The sequence below is a fragment of the Staphylococcus equorum genome, from assembly GCF_029531845.1.
Taxonomy (GTDB): Bacteria; Bacillota; Bacilli; order Staphylococcales; family Staphylococcaceae; genus Staphylococcus; species Staphylococcus equorum_C.
Window position 1 is genome coordinate 103,696 of sequence record NZ_JAMBPV010000003.1, and the last position, 18,841, is coordinate 122,536.

General features: G+C 32.4%; 19 protein-coding genes. 5 read left to right on the forward strand and 14 right to left on the reverse strand.

Annotation, left to right across the window (positions count from 1 at the left end; genetic code table 11):
- Positions 1 to 33: 33 nt before the first annotated feature.
- The 4 genes from tagD to M4L39_RS05190 all read right to left on the reverse strand — a co-directional run bounded on the left by tagD (position 34) and on the right by M4L39_RS05190 (position 3,721).
- Complete coding sequence (gene tagD, locus M4L39_RS05175; RefSeq protein ID WP_021339380.1) at positions 34 to 432, reverse strand: glycerol-3-phosphate cytidylyltransferase; 399 nt, start codon at positions 430 to 432, stop codon at positions 34 to 36.
- Between the two features lie 93 nt (positions 433 to 525).
- Positions 526 to 1,584 (reverse strand): glycosyltransferase family 2 protein, encoded by a 1,059-nt coding sequence (locus M4L39_RS05180; protein WP_277581085.1) that lies wholly within the window; start codon positions 1,582 to 1,584, stop codon positions 526 to 528.
- Entirely contained in the window at positions 1,581 to 2,672 is a 1,092-nt protein-coding gene (gene tarB / locus M4L39_RS05185; RefSeq protein WP_277581086.1) for a teichoic acid glycerol-phosphate primase TarB, read from the reverse strand. The genes M4L39_RS05180 and tarB overlap by 4 nt, the downstream gene beginning before the upstream one ends.
- A 248-nt stretch (positions 2,673 to 2,920) precedes the next feature.
- Positions 2,921 to 3,721, reverse strand: a complete 801-nt coding sequence (locus M4L39_RS05190; protein WP_069832640.1) for an ABC transporter permease — start codon at positions 3,719 to 3,721, stop codon at positions 2,921 to 2,923.
- 393 nt (positions 3,722 to 4,114) lie between these two features.
- Between M4L39_RS05190 and tagH the strand changes: the two genes are divergently transcribed.
- The gene (gene tagH / locus M4L39_RS05195) at positions 4,115 to 4,909 is read left to right on the forward strand and encodes a teichoic acids export ABC transporter ATP-binding subunit TagH (protein ID WP_057512946.1); all 795 of its coding nucleotides are present in this window, start codon (positions 4,115 to 4,117) and stop codon (positions 4,907 to 4,909) included.
- Between the two features lie 77 nt (positions 4,910 to 4,986).
- Here tagH and tarA read toward each other — a convergent pair whose 3' ends face one another.
- Complete coding sequence (tarA, locus tag M4L39_RS05200) at positions 4,987 to 5,733, reverse strand: N-acetylglucosaminyldiphosphoundecaprenol N-acetyl-beta-D-mannosaminyltransferase TarA (RefSeq protein WP_277581087.1); 747 nt, start codon at positions 5,731 to 5,733, stop codon at positions 4,987 to 4,989.
- A 243-nt stretch (positions 5,734 to 5,976) separates the two neighbouring features.
- Between tarA and M4L39_RS05205 the strand changes: the two genes are divergently transcribed.
- The gene (locus M4L39_RS05205) at positions 5,977 to 6,726 is read left to right on the forward strand and encodes a M50 family metallopeptidase (RefSeq protein ID WP_277581088.1); all 750 of its coding nucleotides are present in this window, start codon (positions 5,977 to 5,979) and stop codon (positions 6,724 to 6,726) included.
- A 103-nt stretch (positions 6,727 to 6,829) separates the two neighbouring features.
- Here M4L39_RS05205 and M4L39_RS05210 read toward each other — a convergent pair whose 3' ends face one another.
- Positions 6,830 to 7,474 carry a metal-dependent transcriptional regulator gene (locus tag M4L39_RS05210; RefSeq protein ID WP_277581089.1) on the reverse strand — a complete coding sequence of 215 codons (645 nt, stop codon included), beginning with the start codon at positions 7,472 to 7,474 and terminating at the stop codon, positions 6,830 to 6,832.
- Between the two features lie 120 nt (positions 7,475 to 7,594).
- Here M4L39_RS05210 and M4L39_RS05215 point away from each other — a divergent pair, with 120 nt between their 5' ends.
- The 3 genes from M4L39_RS05215 to mntC are packed head-to-tail and all read left to right on the forward strand — an operon-like array spanning position 7,595 to position 10,106.
- The gene (locus tag M4L39_RS05215) at positions 7,595 to 8,317 is read left to right on the forward strand and encodes a metal ABC transporter ATP-binding protein (protein WP_277581090.1); all 723 of its coding nucleotides are present in this window, start codon (positions 7,595 to 7,597) and stop codon (positions 8,315 to 8,317) included.
- 26 nt (positions 8,318 to 8,343) lie between these two features.
- Positions 8,344 to 9,177 (forward strand): metal ABC transporter permease, encoded by an 834-nt coding sequence (locus M4L39_RS05220; protein ID WP_431197633.1) that lies wholly within the window; start codon positions 8,344 to 8,346, stop codon positions 9,175 to 9,177.
- Positions 9,174 to 10,106: a manganese ABC transporter substrate-binding lipoprotein MntC gene (gene mntC, locus M4L39_RS05225; RefSeq protein ID WP_277581091.1), complete on the forward strand. Its 933-nt coding sequence runs from the start codon at positions 9,174 to 9,176 to the stop codon at positions 10,104 to 10,106. The genes M4L39_RS05220 and mntC overlap by 4 nt, the downstream gene beginning before the upstream one ends.
- A gap of 393 nt (positions 10,107 to 10,499) precedes the next feature.
- On the opposite strand, the gene M4L39_RS05230 is transcribed toward mntC, so the two are convergent.
- The 8 genes from M4L39_RS05230 to M4L39_RS05265 all read right to left on the reverse strand — a co-directional run bounded on the left by M4L39_RS05230 (position 10,500) and on the right by M4L39_RS05265 (position 18,821).
- Positions 10,500 to 12,551, reverse strand: coding sequence for a cation:proton antiporter (locus M4L39_RS05230; protein WP_277581092.1), 2,052 nt, complete (start codon positions 12,549 to 12,551; stop codon positions 10,500 to 10,502).
- Between the two features lie 420 nt (positions 12,552 to 12,971).
- On the reverse strand, positions 12,972 to 13,418 hold the full coding sequence (locus M4L39_RS05235; RefSeq protein ID WP_057512954.1) for a Na+/H+ antiporter subunit G: 447 nt from the start codon (positions 13,416 to 13,418) through the stop codon (positions 12,972 to 12,974).
- The gene (gene mnhF2, locus M4L39_RS05240; RefSeq protein WP_277581093.1) at positions 13,393 to 13,695 is read right to left on the reverse strand and encodes a Na+/H+ antiporter Mnh2 subunit F; all 303 of its coding nucleotides are present in this window, start codon (positions 13,693 to 13,695) and stop codon (positions 13,393 to 13,395) included. The genes M4L39_RS05235 and mnhF2 overlap by 26 nt, the downstream gene beginning before the upstream one ends.
- On the reverse strand, positions 13,692 to 14,174 hold the full coding sequence (gene mnhE2, locus M4L39_RS05245) for a Na+/H+ antiporter Mnh2 subunit E (RefSeq protein ID WP_277581094.1): 483 nt from the start codon (positions 14,172 to 14,174) through the stop codon (positions 13,692 to 13,694). The genes mnhF2 and mnhE2 overlap by 4 nt, the downstream gene beginning before the upstream one ends.
- Entirely contained in the window at positions 14,174 to 15,679 is a 1,506-nt protein-coding gene (gene mnhD2 / locus M4L39_RS05250) for a Na+/H+ antiporter Mnh2 subunit D (protein WP_277581095.1), read from the reverse strand. The genes mnhE2 and mnhD2 overlap by 1 nt, the downstream gene beginning before the upstream one ends.
- Positions 15,666 to 16,016 carry a Na+/H+ antiporter Mnh2 subunit C gene (gene mnhC2 / locus M4L39_RS05255; RefSeq protein ID WP_002508404.1) on the reverse strand — a complete coding sequence of 117 codons (351 nt, stop codon included), beginning with the start codon at positions 16,014 to 16,016 and terminating at the stop codon, positions 15,666 to 15,668. The genes mnhD2 and mnhC2 overlap by 14 nt, the downstream gene beginning before the upstream one ends.
- The gene (mnhB2, locus tag M4L39_RS05260; RefSeq protein ID WP_277581096.1) at positions 16,013 to 16,438 is read right to left on the reverse strand and encodes a Na+/H+ antiporter Mnh2 subunit B; all 426 of its coding nucleotides are present in this window, start codon (positions 16,436 to 16,438) and stop codon (positions 16,013 to 16,015) included. The genes mnhC2 and mnhB2 overlap by 4 nt, the downstream gene beginning before the upstream one ends.
- A complete protein-coding gene (locus M4L39_RS05265; RefSeq protein WP_277581097.1) occupies positions 16,425 to 18,821 on the reverse strand; it encodes a DUF4040 family protein in 2,397 nt (798 codons plus the stop codon). Before M4L39_RS05265 ends, mnhB2 begins: the two co-directional genes overlap by 14 nt.
- Positions 18,822 to 18,841: the final 20 nt, after the last annotated feature.

Sequence of the window (18,841 nt, forward strand, 5' to 3'; positions counted from 1 at the left end):
TTCCTTCGACATCATATCAATATCAAGCTCACTTTATTTTTCTGCGTCACCATAAAGTTCTTTTTTAATTTTAGTTGTTGAGATACCTTCTGTACGATTTAAGTAAATGACTTCACATTTCTCTTTTAAGAAATCAAATTCACCTTCCCAATCATGACCCATAACGAATGTATCTATTTCATAACGGTCAACATCGATTTCTTTTTGACCCCAACCGCCTTCTGGAATAACTAAATCAACGTAACGAATTGATTCTAACATCATTTTACGTTGTTCGTAATTATAATATGATTTTTTATTTTTTACACGATTGAACTCATCTGTTGATAATGCTACAACTAAGTAATCGCCCATTTCTCTAGCTCTTCTCAATAATTCTATATGTCCGTAATGTAATAAATCATACGTGCCATAAGTAATAACTCGTTTCATAAGTATATGCTCCCTTTACAAAATATTAATTTAAAATTTACATTTTTAAAAATTATAGCATATTGCTCAAAAGTTTACGAATTCCGCCATTTTTTAGCGTTTCAAATAATATTTTAATTTCATCTTTCCTCTTAATTTTGCACGCTTTGGCAGTACTTCTACTTTAAAACGATAATAATTAGGTCTGCCGATTCCAACGTTTAAAAGGGTTTCTCTCCATTGTTGATAGAGTGCTTTATTCCATTTTTTACTCCCTTGTTCAACCACTTTAATAATTCTAAACATAGCCTTACCAGAGTAATCTGTTTTTTGCATCGTTTTGATGTATGTTGTTACAGTATCTAATAATTTTTTAGTGATTATATTATTTTTTTCGATATATGCTTGTAGTAAGTAACTTACTATTAATTCGTCCATACGATAGCTATAATATGTTTTTTCATCTTTGGATGGCAATATATCCATTACACGTGTCCTCACTTTTAAAGCATCTAACATGTATGCTTCAAATTGTTCTGCGCGTTGATTTGTAACGGATCCTTCCACTTCATTATATCCATATACAATGTTTGGCAATAATTGAATTTTTCTCGCTTTTTTATACGCTGTTATAATAAAACAATGTTCTTCGCAAAAAACAACATCTTCATCAAACCGTAAATTAGCAAATTGTGCGTTAAACATCTTTCCACCTGGACCAATTGACTGCATGATATCAGGGCATTGCGCTAACTCTATCTTTTCTAGCTTTTGAATCTCTTGATGCGTATATATTGGTTGCCACTCACCATGTTTGCCTTTAGCTATTTGCCCTAAAACGATATCCACATCTTCCGCTTTTTGATAAAAATCTGCCATAAAATCAATTCTACTCGTTAAAAATTCATCATCAGCATCTAAAAACATAAAAACGTCACCAGTCATATGTTCAAGTCCTTTATTTCTACTTGCGGCTGCACCTTTGTTCTCTTGGTTAATTAGCGTAATATTTTTATACTCTTTTTGTAATTGCTCTAGAACTGTTTTACTCTTATCCGTAGAACCATCATTGATACAGATGATTTCATAATTTTGCTTCGTATCTACCGATGCAATTGCTCTACGAATTGTGTTTGCTGCATTATATACAGGAATAATTATTGATATCTTCATAATTTCACCATTTTCTCTATATAGTGAATGACTTGCGTTAAACTATCTTTAGCATTGTATTCATGCCACGCTTCAAATAATGGTGACCATTCAGTACTATTTTCTTGTAGTTTACATACTAACACTTCTTCACTATAAGCTTTATATTGAGCGGGTATTTCATAATAAAATGAATTCAAACCGCGTTCCTTTTCATATTGTTTTTCATCGTATACATAAAATAATGTAGGCTTATTTAAAATACTTGCTTCAATGGCCAATGAACTATAATCACTTATAATCACATCTGCCATAATCATAAGAGATTGCAGATTAATCGTTGTTTGATTATCACTTGCTATAGAAGGATGTAATTTACTCAATAAAGTATAGCCCGGCAATGCCGTTTCAAAATTCACTTTATCAATATTACGATTAAATTGCTTATGTTCTCTATACGTCGGCACATACACTGCTACTTTCCCTTCTATACTATATTGTTCCTTAAGCTCTTGTTGTCTTTTTTCAACATTTAACATAGTGTAAGGCATCAATCTGGGTAATCCTGTTTTTAAAAATTGCTCATCCTTAGCTTCAAATGCATCTTTAAAACAAGTGACCATTGGTTCTCCACCGACTAAATACTTATCTGTAGCTTGGTAAACCTTTTGATACTGATTGACTATACTTTGGTTCGATAAGTCTACTTGATGATCTCGGAGTCCAAAGTTTTTCAGTGCACCAGCAGCATGCCATGTTTGAATCATAGTCTGGTTCTTTTTTTTCTTGAAACCACCAAACATTAAATAATACGTATCTATTATAATCACCTTGGCTGTGCTTAACGCTTTAATATGTTGAAATACTTGTTTATTACCTGCAGGTAGAAATGTGACATTTTCAAATTGTTTCATATACTTTCTATTTTCTTCTTTACCTATTACTGTAATTTTATATAATTTTCTATTTAGCGCTTCTACAATGGGTAATACATCTTCTGCAAATGTCATCATGACCACGATATGATTATTCTTCAGCTTTTTTTTACTATAAATTAAATTTAACAAGCTAATAATAAACATATAAAGCTTTTTGATTATCTGTCTCACAAATTCCACCGCCAATTCTAATTTCGACTACTATTATTTACATTATATCTGTCTTACACTAAAAATTATAGAAAAAGGGAGCGAGATAGAAATCAAAGTTCGAAATTTGATTTCATATTCCCGCCCCCACAAGGTTGACTAGAAAAAGGAATACAAGAGTTGAAACTCTTGCATAAAAAACTATGCATCTTCATAAATGAAGAAGTAGTTCTTTAAAACCTTAATATAAGTTCTTTTTCAATTTCAACTTACATAAAGTCTGCAAATTGATCTCTATAACGCATATGCATAATAGAACCTACTACAAATAAGAAGATAATAATAAACATGTTGTAAAGCGTTAATTCCCAATGCGTAATAAAGTACCATTCTTTATGTAGCACTGCAGAACGATATGCTTCTGCAAGATAATATATAGGATTTAATTTCATTACATCTTTAACAATGCCTTCTGGTGGTACAATCAAAATAGAAGATGCAAAGAACACCATTCTCATCAATGCTTGAATCGCTTGTTGGGTATCTTTCACAAGTACACCAAGCGTTGAAGTAAATAATGCAATTGCTGTTGTAAGAATTAGTGCAAACGGCACATATAAAAACAACTGCAACGTATAAATCGTAGGATAATAACCTGCTAACATACACAGTAAAATAACTACAACAAGTAACGCAAGATGTCCATAGAATCTACTCATTACAATATACGATGGAATAATCGACAATGGAAAATTCATTTTTGCCACTTGATTATATTTTGTCGCTATTGATTTTGTACCTTCTAATATACCTTGGTTAACAAAGAACCACATGCTAATACCTACAAGCAACCAATAAATAAATGGTACGCCATCTACAGGTCCATTATCTCTAATTCCTAAACCAAACACGAACCAATAAACCATAATCTGCATTGCTGGATTAATCAATTCCCAAGCCGTGCCTAAATAGTTATTCGTATTAGTGATTTTCATTTGGAACTGTGCCAATCTTTGAATAAGATAGAAATTTTTAAAATGCTCTCTAAAAACTACCCACACTGCATTCATTTAAATAAACCACACTTTCAATCGATTTACCTTATCACACTTCATTTGCGATGTTACACTTAATTTTAATATACGCTTTATTGTCTATCTTAACAACTTTCATTTACTATCGTAAATCAGAATAGCTAAAAAGTGCTATAAATGATATATTTTTGTATACTAAGTGATGAAACAACGTTAATGAAAAAGGAGATATAAGCTATCGTAACTTTATATTTTCATTAATTTATCTTTATAGTTGATTTTATAACATAAGTTCAGTAAAATTTAACAACTGTATAAAACTTCACTTCGTTAAATTGTACTCACTTACTTTACAATAGGTTTATAAATTTAACAACTAATATAATATATAATATACTAATAGTAACTGTAAATAAGGAAGGTTAAATTATGAATGTATCGGTTGACATTAAAAATGTAACTAAAGAATATCGTATTTATCGTAATAACAAAGAACGCTTAAAGGATGTCCTTCTTCCTTTTCATGAGAATAAAACTTTTTATGCTCTAAATGACCTGTCTATAACGGCACATGAAGGTGATGTCATTGGTCTTGTTGGTATCAACGGTTCTGGTAAATCTACACTAAGTAATATGATTGGTGGATCATTATCTCCTACAAGTGGCGGTATCAAACGTGAAGGCGATGTAAGTGTGATTGCTATTAACGCAGGGTTAAACGGCCAACTAACAGGTGTTGAAAACATCGAATTTAAAATGTTATGTATGGGCTTCACTAGAAAAGAAATTAAAGAATTAACACCTGAAATCATTGAATTCAGTGAACTAGGAGAATTTATTTATCAACCCGTCAAAAAATATTCTAGTGGTATGCGTGCAAAATTAGGATTTTCTATCAATATCACCACTAATCCAGATATTCTTGTCATTGATGAAGCATTATCGGTTGGTGATCAAACATTCGCTCAAAAATGTTTAGATAAAATATTTGAATATAAAAAACAAGGAAAAACTATTTTCTTTGTAAGTCATAATATGAAACAAGTCCGTGATTTCTGTACTAAGATTGCTTGGATCGAAGCAGGTAAACTTAAAGAATTTGGTGAATTAGACGACGTATTACCTGAATATGAAAAATTCTTGAATGATTTTAAAAAACGTTCTAAGGCAGATCAAAAGAAATTCAGAAGTGATTTAGATAATTCTAGATTTGTCGTTAAATAACACAAAAATCTCTACTCGTTTCATGTAAAAAATAAAAGCGTAAATTGCAGTGAATTTTAACTGCAGTTTACGCTTTTTTACTTCTTGCGTGCTTCTTTGATTACTTTAAATACAAATCGTGGTATTGCTTTCATTCTACCTAAGCGTTTCCAATCTATAATCAGACGGTAGACCCACTCTAAATTCAAACGTCTAAATAATGCAGGCGCTCTTTTTTTCGTGCCACTAAACACTTCTATTGAGCCACCTACGCCCATCAATATCGTTTGAGTAAAAGTATTCATGTGTCGTTCAATCCAATGTTCTTGTCTAGGATAGCCCATCCCCACAAAAACATAATCAGGACTAAATGTGGTTACTTGTCTTAATACCGTCTCATCTGTTAAGTCGAAAAATCCATGATGAAAATCAAAGTTAATGTTTGGATACTTTTGTGCTAAATTTTGTTGTGCTTTTATGACAATTTCATTCTTAGCACCTAGTAAAAAAACCTTTTGATGATTCGCATTAGCGATTTTCAGACATTCTTCCATCATTTCAATACCAGGCACACGTTCTTTCAAAGGAGTTCTAAGTAACTTAGAAGCTTTTACAACGCCTGTTCCATCCGGGACAACATAATTCGCACTATTAATTAAATTACGGTATGCAATATTGTCCGTAGCATAATCCACTATTTCTGGGTTTGCAGTAACAATGAATAAATTTTCTGGACTTTGGGATAAGAAAAAATGCTTAATATTCTCTCGCATGTCCTCTAAAGTAACATTATCAAAATATACTGATAAAACATTTACTTTATTTAGTTTGTTGTTCTCCGTCATTGTTCATGATCTCCTAACTCAAAATACATCAAATGTAATTTAACGTTTAGTTATTATTGTAATATTAACACATTACTCGTTTTACAGATATTTTGAAACTATTCTTACTTTCCATTCGTAAAATATACATCAAAAGTCTAAATGCTTTCTTGTCAAAATTACTTTATACTATAGATTATGCTATGACAACCTTAGTTCTTTATTGAACATCAGGTTGTTGAAATATTAAATCGAGGTAATCATATGACAAAAATACATGAATTTTTCAGTTCAGCTATTCAGCTCAATTTATATTGGGTTATGATTATAGCTCTGTTTTATATAATTATTCATAATTATCGTAATAAACCGATAAACAGAATTTTAGATATTTATTTAAATTACATCCCTGTCTTAACACATGAATTCGGGCACATTTTATTCAACAAATTAAGTGGCGGGAAAGCCAAAGATTTAGTTATTGTTGCATCCCCTACTGAACGTATTGCTACGTCGCAACAAGGGTTCGCTGTCACACAATCAAAAAGTCTCTTCGGTCAATCTATCACTACATTTGGCGGTTATATAATGCCACCACTCATGTTATTTTTAGGCTTCTTAGCTATTGAATTTCAATACCCCAGCTTATTTATAAGTGCATATTTAGTTATATTCATTTATTTTTTAGTACTGACTTCAAGAAAGATATTACCAATATTGATGGTTATTTTACTTATTGCATTACTCTATTTTTTATTCCAAAGTGATAATCAATTGATGATGTTTTACATTGTAAGCCTTACGTCTCATTTTATATTGGGTGTCTTATTAGGTGAAGTCTTGCAATCTTCGGTCACTATTTTTAAGCTAACCTTTTCACAGCAGCCTGTATCTTGGGATGGCAGCACTTTAAAAGAGTTAACACATATCCCTACCTTTATTTACAGCTTAATATGGATAGCGATTAATATCTTCACAATTTATCAATTATTTCATGGGTACTTTTTCACTTAAATTACTGAGCTTGAGATGATGTTTCTAACATCTATCTCAAGCTTTTTATTTTTCCAAAATGAAAAAAGTGGATGCTAAAAACCATCCACTCCAGAAATAACATTTATTTTTCAGCGTAAATATGCGCCGCATTATCATAACTTAAAATTGTCACATTTTCTTCTTTTTGAACGATAATGACTTTATTTGTATCATCTTTATTAATAATTTTAATTTCTTCATCAATTAATATATCTTTGCTCGATAGATATATTAATAATTCAGTACGGTCACGAACTCGTTTAATCGTCACCTTATCATCAGCTTCAAATGAAAGTAAATTCGTTGTATAAAGTTCCTTGTATTTACTATCACGCGGAATCACACCACCATGTGGGCAAGTGACTGGATAATCCAATAATTTATCCAAACGTTCTACAAACAAATTGGATACTTTGTGTTCTAAAACTTCTGCTTCTTGATGTACTTCTTCCCAATTATATTTCAATATTTTTATTAAAAATAATTCTATTAAACGATGACGCTTAATGATATCTAGTGTGTACATCAAACCTTTATCTGAAAGGTGCACACCTTTGTATGGTTTTGTTTCAACATACCCAGATTTTTCTAAACGGTGAACCATTTCACTGACTGAAGGTGGTTTGATGTTTAAATATTGGGATAGTGTCTTATTTGAAACAAAAAAATAATCACCATTGTGCGTTAAAATCGCCTTTAAATAGTCTTCTTTTTCTTCAGTTAGCATTATCTCACCTCTCAACTCATTCACTTTATTGTATCACGAATCGACTTGACACGCTAAATCTTCATGGTATATTATAAAATAAATTAGGTTAGCCTAAAAATATTATTAAGGAGGTCTAATATGTTAAAAGTTAAAAATCTAAATCTAACTTTAGGGAATAAGCATGTCTTAGAAGATATTAATCTAAACATCCCCATAAAAGGCGAGATTATTGGCATAATGGGGCCAAATGGTGCTGGGAAATCATCATTACTCAAATCTTTTATTGGGGAGTTTAAATCTACTGGGGCCGCACACTTAAACGATGATTATATACATAATTCATTAAAATCTATCACTTATATTCCACAAAAAGCACATATTGACTTAGATTTTCCAATTGATGTCGAACATGTTGTTATATCAGGTGCATACAAAGATATTGGTTGGATTAAATGGGTAACGTCTGAAACTAAAAAACGGTTAAATCAATTGATGAAAACCTTGGAATTAGAAAGTTTACGTCATCGTCAAATTTCACAGTTAAGTGGCGGTCAATTACAACGTGTACTTGTCGCTCGTGCACTAATGACCGAAAGTACGCTTTATTTGTTAGATGAGCCCTTTGTTGGTATTGATTTCCATAGTGAACAAATTATCATGACACAACTTCAAAAATTGAAAAGTGAAGGTAAGTTACTCTTAATCGTTCATCATGATTTATCAAAAACTGAAGAGTATTTTGATCGTGTCATACTTCTAAACAAAACAATTCGTTATTTTGGTGACAGTAGTACTGCAATGCTACCGGAAAATTTAAATAATACTTTTTTAAATTCAACCACAAAAATTGAAACGAATTAAAACAACAGAAAGGAGATAAATTTATTATGGATTTCTTTCAACATTTACTCGATTATAAATTCTTAAGCAATGCCTTAATTATTTCAATCGTAGTAGGAATTGTATGTGGAACAGTTGGCTGTCTCATCGTCCTTAGAGGGCTTTCGTTAATGGGCGATGCCATGAGTCATGCTGTGTTACCTGGCGTAGCCCTATCTTTTTTATTCGGCATTCCTATGTTTATCGGAGCATTAATTACAGGTATGATTGCCAGCATATTCATTGGCTTTATTACGAAAAATAGTAAAACCAAACCAGACGCTGCTATTGGTATTAGTTTCACAGCATTTTTAGCAATGGGTATTATTTTAATCAGTTTGATTAACAGTACAACTGACTTATACCATATATTATTTGGTAATTTGCTCGCTGTAACTCAATCAACATTTTGGTCAACAATTGTTGTTGGCTTGATTGTTATGATATTAATCATTCTATTTTACAGACCGCTAATGGTCTCAACATTTGATCCAGTATTTAGTCGAATGAGTGGTCTAAACACTACAATAACTCATTATTTTGTAATGCTGTTACTATCACTAGTAACTGTAGCTAGTATTCAAACTGTAGGCATTATTTTAGTTGTCGCGTTATTAATTACGCCAGCATCAGCAGCATTCTTAATTGCCAAAAAATTACATACAATGATGATTATATCAAGTCTTTTTAGTACAGTCAGCGCGATTGTTGGTCTCTATTTTAGCTATCTTTACAATTTACCAAGTGGCGCAACAATAGTACTATGCGCATTCTTGATTTACATCGTTACTTTTATACTAAGTAAATTACAAATTTTTAATAAGAAAGGACAAACTATATGAAAAAAATAATAGCAATTGCACTCGTTTTCATCCTTTTTTTAAGTGCATGTAGTAATGGGAGCAATGAAAAGAATGAAGCAGCTTCAAATGATAAATTAAAAATTGTTACGACAAATTCAATATTATACGATATGGTCAAAAACACTACCGGTGATAATGTTGAAATACATAGCATTGTGCCAATTGGACAAGACCCTCACGAATATGAAGTTAAACCAAAGGATATCAAAGCATTAACTGATGCAGATATAGTTTTTTATAACGGTTTGAACTTAGAAACTGGAAATGGTTGGTTTGAAAAAGCACTAACTCAAGCCAATAAATCAACTAAAGATGATTCCGTAGTAAAACCTTCTGAAAATGTAAAACCTCTATATTTAGAAGGTGGTGAAGGTGACAAATCAAAACAAGATCCACATGCTTGGTTAAGTTTAGACAATGGCATTAAATATGTTGAAACAATCCAAGATACATTATTAAAACATGATAAAAATCATAATGATGAAATAAAAGCTCAAAGTGAAAAGTACATTGGAGAATTAGAACAACTTAATAAAGAAAGTCATGATAAATTCAATGATATTCCTAAAGAGCAACGCGCAATGATCACAAGTGAAGGTGCCTTCAAATATTTCTCTAAACAATATGACATCAAACCTGGTTATATTTGGGAAATTAATACTGAAAAACAAGGTACACCTGAGCAAATGAAACAAGCCGTTCAATTCGTAAAAGATAATAATTTGAAACATTTACTTGTTGAAACGAGCGTTGATAAGAAAAGTATGCAAAGCTTAAGTGAAGAAACGAAAAAAGACATCTTTGGCGAAGTATTTACTGATTCAATCGGTGAAAAAGGATCTAAAGGTGATTCTTACTACAATATGATGAAAGAAAATATCGAAACAGTACATGGTAGCATGGAATAAATTAATAGGCTATTTAACCTAGTTATAGGTGAATAGCCCCATGTCGTTCGTTACCCTCCTTATAACGTACGGCATGGTGGTATTCAAGCCTTAAATCATCTCCTTAGCTCCATCAATGGTAGTTCCTCCCCCATTGATGGAGCTTTTTAAAACACCTTCACACTTTAGTGTTTAGGTGTTTTTATGCATAAAGACTTAATTTCCAATTCATTCGGATTAGTAAGTCTTATGCATATGCTTCAGCGTATGTGATCACTAAAATACCGTAGGCGTTTCTTTCCTAATTGGACGATTTTAAATAGAAAAGCACCAATCTATTAGAAACTAATAGATTGGTGCCCTTAAATTTGAGAATGAGATATCTATGTCCCAGAATCAGCAAGAAAATATTCATTAATCAGTTAAACTATCTACAATAATCATTTCGTCATAATTTATTGCTTCACGTATTTTTAAAGCAGTAACTTCACTTACCTCTTCATCTTCGACTAGTTGGTTCAACACACGGCGTTGTTCTTTAAGCGCCGTTAATTTAATTTTTGTTATCGAATTCTCATTTTTTGCATTAAAGAAATTAGACGGCGTTAAGTTATCTATACGTATAAGATAACTATCACAAATCATACCTACTTCTAATTTATTATCTTCAGTTGTTTCTTTAGCTAAACGACTTACGACACGATAATGTACCGTACGCATAACATTAGAAATTTCTCGCAAGTTGTCGATGATGGATAATGAAGTAGCTGCATTGGTCTTAACTTTACGTTTAATTCTTCGTTTTAAAATCATTGCTCTAAGTTCAACCTTAATACGTTGAATTAAAGAAGCTTGCTTATAGACTTGCGTACGTTCTGAATAACGCATATAGTTTTCTAAAACATTAGATGTAATATCTCCATTTTCTACTAAACTATTTAATGTATTATTTTCAACAGCAAATGCAATATTTTGTAGCCTTTGAAGTTCCTTCGTATTTTCATCTTCATTTTCTACAGTTCTTAAAAACGCTAATTTTTCATGATAATCTTTGATTACATTACCATATTGAAAACTAGATTCTACAGAAGACATTTGATTTAAATTATCAATGACTTTTTCTAATATTAAAACACGCGCCTGTTTGAAACTCATTCCTTTTTGTTTCGGTTTTTCAGCATTTGGTGTAACTAATGGTAAGATAAATTGTGCAACAATCAAACTAATAATTACCATTCCAGATGCTATAAAAAGCAAATCATCCCTAAAAACAAAAGAATGATGATCTGCTAACACATACGGTAAAGTTAAGGCAATTGCTAACGAAATGGTTCCATGAACACCACACACTGTCATGACAAATGCATACATGCCTCGTTTCGGAGGTGCTTCTGTCGATTTTTCATTTTCTTCATTATAAGAAATCATTTTTTGGAATGGACTGATTGGTAAGTAAAAGTAAGGATATAGTATGAACACCCATAAAAATCTAAATAAATATATCGCAAGTGCAATTAAACAAGTAACGACAATTAAGAAAATTAAATTATGTGGTTCGTTTTCTATAATTCTTCCCACTACTTCAGGTATTAAATATCCTAAAATAGAAAATACAAAACCATTTAATGCATAGCCTAATATATTCCAGGTATGGTTATAACTCATTTGCAATCTCGTACGTGCTTGCGCAATACGATCACGTTCAAAACCATGTACTAAACCTGCAACTACAGCGGCAATGATACCTGAAGCATGAAACATTTCTGCCACTATATACGTCACAAACGGTGTAACAAGTTGTATAAATGTGAACATATTAATATTTTCAATACCACGTCTAGATAGCGTCACTCTAAATCTTACTAAAGCTACACCAATAAGAAGCCCAACAACAAAACCACCTATTGAAGAAACAAGAAATTGTTCAACAGCATGCGTCACTGAAAACGCACCTGTAACAAGTGCTGCTACAGCAATTTTAAAAGATATGATACCCGCAGCATCATTTAAAAGTGATTCACCCTCTAAAATTGTCATAGATCCTTTAGGTAGCACTTTCCCGTTCGTAATAGCTTGAACCGCAACAGCATCTGTAGGACATAATATAGCAGCAAGCGCAAAAGCTGCAGCCATTGGTAATTCAGGCCAAATCCAATGAACAAAAAGTCCTACTACAATCACAGTAGTAATGACTAAACCTAATGCCATCATCAGCACTGGTTTAATATAACGTCTTAAGTGAACACGCGAAACCTTAACCCCTTCAACAAACAGTAACGGTGCAATTAATGCAACCATAAATAATTCTGAATCAAAATGAAGTTCAACAGGCACAGGTATTACATACACCAACATCCCGAGTATAATTTGAATGAAGGCTAAAGGCACTTTCGGTATAAAAATGTGCACAAGTGAGCTAACGATAACAAGCGCTAAAAAAATTAGTATCGTCTCAAATATTTGCAAGGTTTCACCTCTTTTCAACTTAATTATTTTTCATAATTGTTGAGGTTGAAACAATAAATAATATCGTTTTTAAATGAACATACTGTGTCTCAAACTCTTACACCCTAATAACAAATAGTGTGATCCCTTTTAACTATTTGATTAATTATTTTAAAATTAACACAATTACAAATATATATTATTTTATCATTTTTTTACCATTACCTTAAACGTATTACACTTGAAAAGTTAAATTTTGTTTTTTATCTTCTAATATATAGTCTCATACCTTATTAAATAGTGTCGTATAATTTAATACTAAAATCACAATAGAATGCATATGCAAAATGGGTCTGGTACATTAGTTGCTCTAGACAATAAAAAATGATGATTTCTACTTTGTTTTAAGTAGAAATCATCATTTTTAAATATTAATATATATTAGTAATCCTGTTCTTTTTCGTATGTTTTGCGTCTACGTTCTTCACGATCTTCTGCACGTTTTTTTAACATATCAAATGTATTATTTTCTTTAGAACTCAATAATATATTGGTTTGTCTTGGTGCATCACTTTTACGATACATGTAAGCACCTGTACGGTAGGCGGCACGTGATATTAAGTGCCCTCCGACTGGCGATGTTAAATTAATAAACACCAATGCCAAAATAAGTCGCACGCTTAAATAACCTTGTGAAGAAATAAAATAGATAATAACACCTACAAGTGTCAATAATACTGAAAGTGTAGAACTTTTAGTCGATGCGTGACTTCGTAAAAACACATCTTGGAATTTAATTAAGCCTATTGCACTTATTAATGCAATAATACTTCCTAAAAACATCATAAATGCTGCTATTAAATTAACGATTTCGCTTGTTATTTGCATTGAAGACGTGCCCCCCTTCTATAAATCTAGAAATTGACACGGTACTTACAAATGAAATGATAGCGATTAGTAAGATTGAATCAAGGAATGAGAACGTACCAAAGACGATACTGAGCATACCTACCATGGACATAAGTATTGCACTTGCAGTATCAAAAGCAACCACTCTATCAGCAGTCGTTGGCCCTTTAATCAATCTAAATAAAGTTAATAATAATGCAATTCCAAACAAAATCAGCGCACTTGTAATGAAAAAATCAATAAGGGATCCTATCATTCTGCCACCTCCAATATGAGTCCTTCATATTGTCTTATACTTTTTAGCAATTTTTGCTTTTCTTTATCTGAGACATCAATTGCATGTATAAAGAACTTTTGTTTTTCTTTTGAAATTCTTATAACTGTTGAACCAGGCGTTATAATAATCAAAATTGTTAAAAAGCTAACTTCCCAATCACTACTTAATGTTGTTTCATAAGTTACTAAACCTGGGTTTAAATCCTTAGTTTTGAATAAAATGTAATTAATTGTCGTCATGCTAGATGTGACTAATTGGTATAAATAAACGGCTAAAAATTTAATCGTTACCCAAACTTTTTTTAAATAAAATTGCTGTCCGAAAAAGCGATGCAAAATATAGATAACTATCAAACCAATAAGGTAGCCTGAGGAGAATGTCGATGCTTTAAAAGATTCTTCGTCTTGAAAAAGCACCCATAAAAAAGCAATGACAATGTTAAGCAAGACTTGTTGCATTATTTATCCTCCTTCACTAAATGGGGATTAACCATTTTTCCATATAGTCCATCATCCATATTTAAATGTGTCGCATTATCTGTCACTTTGAAAATCAATGGCGCCGCAAGTCCCATAGCTAGTATCACTGCTGTCAATATCCCAATGAGACCTTTACGATACGTCGGAATTTTTTTAAATGCTGTTTCTTCAGCTTTCTTCTCATTACCCAGATACATCGTAAAGAAGATTCTGAACAAGCTAAACATTGCAATTAAACTTGTAATTATCATTAAAGCTAAGCCAATATAATTACCGTTTTCTATAGCACCTTTAAAAATGAATACTTTACCAGGGAAACCACTAAATGGCGGTACGCCTCCGACAGCTAAAATCATAACTACAAAAGCTACACCAAAGAATGGTTCTTGTTTCGCTAGACCATTTAAATTTCGATATTGTCTGTATCCAGTAATATACACTAAACTACCAATAATAAAGAATAGCAGTGTCTTAACGACAATGTCATTAGCTAAGTAGAAAATAGCGCCATTGACACCAGCGTAGGTATTTGATCCTAACCCTAATATGATAAATCCAATTGAAAGTATAACTTGATACGCTGCAATCTTTTTAATATCACGATAAGCCAGTACGCCAAATGCTCCAATCAGCATTGTAATACAAGCTAAAAATACCAGTAATGGATGCGTAATACCTTCATGACCATCAAAGATCAATGTAAAGAAACGAATTAGCGCATATGCCCCTACTTTAGTCATTAATGCTGCAAAAAGTGCTGCAAGTTCTGTATTTAAAACTGCATATGCTTTAGGTAACCACATAAAGAGTACTAATGCTGCCTTAGCACCAAATGCAATTAGAAAGACCATAGACACAATCGTTATAGCGCTTTTGTCATTCATCTCATTCAATCGCTGTGCTACAAGGCCAAAGTTTAACGTACCTGTGAGTTTATACAGCAACCCAATACCTAAAAGTAACAACCACGAACCAAGTATATTAAGTACCACGTAAATAATCGCTGCACGCAATTGCTCCACTGATTGTCCTAAGGTGATTAGTACGAATGATGCCAACAACATAACTTCAAACATGACATATATATTGAATAAGTCAGCCGTTAAGAATGAGCCTATAACACCTACAGTTAAGAATAAGATGAAACTTGGTAGGTAATAACGTATTGCTCTTTTCTCTGTTCTACCAAAGCCATAAGCCATTATTAACGTAACAACGAAACTGGATGTAGTAACCATCAATAAACTTAATGAATCACCAACAAATTGAATACCAAAAGGTGCTTCCCACCCTCCAAAATCTAAGGCAATGGGTTTGTTATACATTACGTGAATCAATAGGAATAATGAAATAACTGTTGTAACAGCCATCGTCCCAATTGAAAACATTCGAGACAATCTACTATGTGTACGGATGAAGACAAGGGCTAATGCACAAACTGCTGGAAGAAGTAATGGTAGTATTAATAAATTACTCATTAGCATCGTCGTCATCACCTCTCAATACATCGATTTCATCTTCTTTTGTTACACGATACGTTCTATATACAAGTACTAATAAAAAAGCTGTCATTGCAAATCCGATTACAATCGCCGTTAACACAATTGCCTGTAATAAAGGATCAACAAAGTTTTTACTACCTTCTCCAATCAAAGGTTCAACCATATTCTTTCCATATTGACCCATGCTCATAATAATTAAATTGCCAGCATGTGTGTAAATAGAAATACCTATAACGATTCTTATTAAATTGACTGATAATATCATGTACGTTCCGATAAATATTAAGAAGCCAATAACCATTAATAATATAAGATTCATGAGCGACCACCACTTATAGATAACATAACCGTTACGACGACGCCTACAACAGATAACACAATACCTGCTTCAAATAAGGTTACGGTCGTTAAATGTACTTCTCCTAATAAAGGTAATTGTACATACGCATCAGTTTGATAAAGGAACGGTTTACCAAAAAACATAGGTACAACTGCAGTAGCAAATGAAACTAATGAACCTGTAATCATTAATATTCTAAAATCTAAAGGCAAAGCAACTAACACTTGTTTAACATCAAAGGCCAAGAACATTAAAATAAATGCTGAGCTGAATACAAGGCCACCAATAAAGCCGCCACCTGGATTATTATGCCCTGCCAAAAACAGATAAAATCCAAAAGTTAATAATATAAAGACGACGATTTTGGTTACCGTTCGTAATACGACATCATTCTCTTTCATCTTGACCCCTCCGTTCTTTAAAGTTAAGTAATGTATAAATTCCTAAACCAGCAATAATGAGCACCATACCTTCAAATAAAGTATCTAGTGCACGGAAGTCACCAAGAATGGAATTTACAATATTTTTACCGCCTGCTAATTCATACGCATCATGGTAAAACGTCGAAATCGTAGGCATCGTGTCACTTTGTTGTGCAATAAATACGAGCATGACTACAATCACTGCCATCAAGAGCGATACAATGATTTTGACCGCTTCACGTTTTTTGTGAACTTTTGTACGCGGTACGTTGGGTAGTCTTGAAAAACTAACAATAAATAATATTGTTGTAATCGTTTCTACAACTAATTGTGTTAATGCTAAATCTGGTGCTTTCATTAATATAAAGAATATTGTTACACAATAACCGATAATTCCGTTTAAAATAACCATCGTTAAACGCTGACGTATAAATGTTAAAGCAATACCTAGTACAAATACAACAATTAATGTGATTACTTCTAACGGGCCAAATTCACTCACATGAATTTGTTGCACTTTTGGAAATCCTGCTTGAATAACTCCATATACTACAACCATTATAAAAATAAGTAACGTTAATGTGATGTAATGATTTAAACGGTTATTCATTAAAGTACGAATACCATATCCTGAATAGTGTTCAAATTGTTTATATGATCCTAAATATAAATCTGTAATTGATGTCACTTTAATCTTATTAGCATATTTTTTCCAATCGATTTTAAATGCTGCTGTGAAACCAACAACCATTACAATCAAACTTAAAATCAATGGTAAATTAAATCCGTGCCACTGCGATACATGTGGCGCTATTTTGTCTACATTTTCTCCAATTGTGATACTTCGTAACGCCGGTAAAATAATATGATGCCCAAATATATTCGGAACAAAGAATATGACCGGTAACAAAATCATCATAATTGCAGAAGGTAGTGTGAACATGAATGGTTCGTGTGGATTTTTTATTGGTAAGTCCGCTTTCTGATAGCCCCCCCAGAAAACTTCCTTAATCATGTAAACTGCATAAATCAAAGTAAATATACTTGCTACAACGCCTATTACCGAAATAATTACCGTAAGGAATATATTGAATTGAGGTAATTGGTGTGCGCTCACAAGTCCGTCAAAGAACATTTCCTTACTCAAGAAGCCATTTAAAAATGGAATACCTGCCATCGATAAGGCAGAAAGTAACATTATAATATGTGTAATAGGAAATACTTTCCTTAAACCTGATAAGCGACGAATGTCTCTTGTGCCTGTTTCATGGTCAATAATACCTACACCCATAAACAGCGCACCTTTAAATAAAGCATGATTCATTAAATGGAATAAAGCTGCAAACAGTATTAAACCATAAATTTTAGAAAGTTCACCTGTTGGATGTTGTGCAAACCCACCACCAAGTCCTACCATTGATACAATCATACCGAGTTGACTGATTGTAGAATAAGCTAATATTGCTTTCATATCGACTTGGCGTATCGCATTGATAGCCCCAAAAATCATTGTAATTAAACCAACGAAGGTCACACAATAAATATAGAAATCACTTAAACCTAACACGGGTGTGAATCTAAATAGCAAGAATATACCTGCTTTAACCATGGTTGCCGAATGTAGATACGCACTTACTGGTGTTGGAGCTGCCATCGCTTTCGGTAACCAAATGTGAAATGGAAATTGCGCTGACTTTGTAAATGCCCCTATTAAGATGAGAATAATAATAGGTATAAACAAGTCACTTTGTGCGATTTTATCGCTCTGTTCAATAATTGAAGATATTGAATTTGTTCCTGTTACAGTATAAATCATAATGAAGCCTGCTAATAATGCCAAACCACCAAATACTGTAATCATAAATGATTGTATAGCACCAAATTGACTATCACCTTTATTATACCAATAGGCGATAAGCAAGAATGAAGATACACTCGTTAACTCCCAAAACACATACATTAGAATCGTATTGTTAGCAGTAACGATACCAAGCATGCTGAACATAAACAGTAATAAATATACATAAAAGCGTGGTAAATTATCATGTTCTTTGGATAAGTATTGAGTTGCATAATAAAATACGGCTAATCCAATAAGTGAAATTAATAAACTGAAGAATAAACTCAATCCATCTAATCTGAAATCAATATTGATATCTAATAGTGTTAGCCATGGTATCTTAACCGTTACAAAATGCCCTGCCATCACTCGAGGTATTTGCCATAAAAAGTAAATTGAAGAAATAATCGGTGCAATTAAGGCAATTTGACCTGCAAATCGCTGGAATTTAGGATTTGTAAGTGTGAACAATACCGCTACCATGATTAAAATCAAGGCACTAAGTAAATATATTAAACTCATCATATCCCTCCTTTAATTAT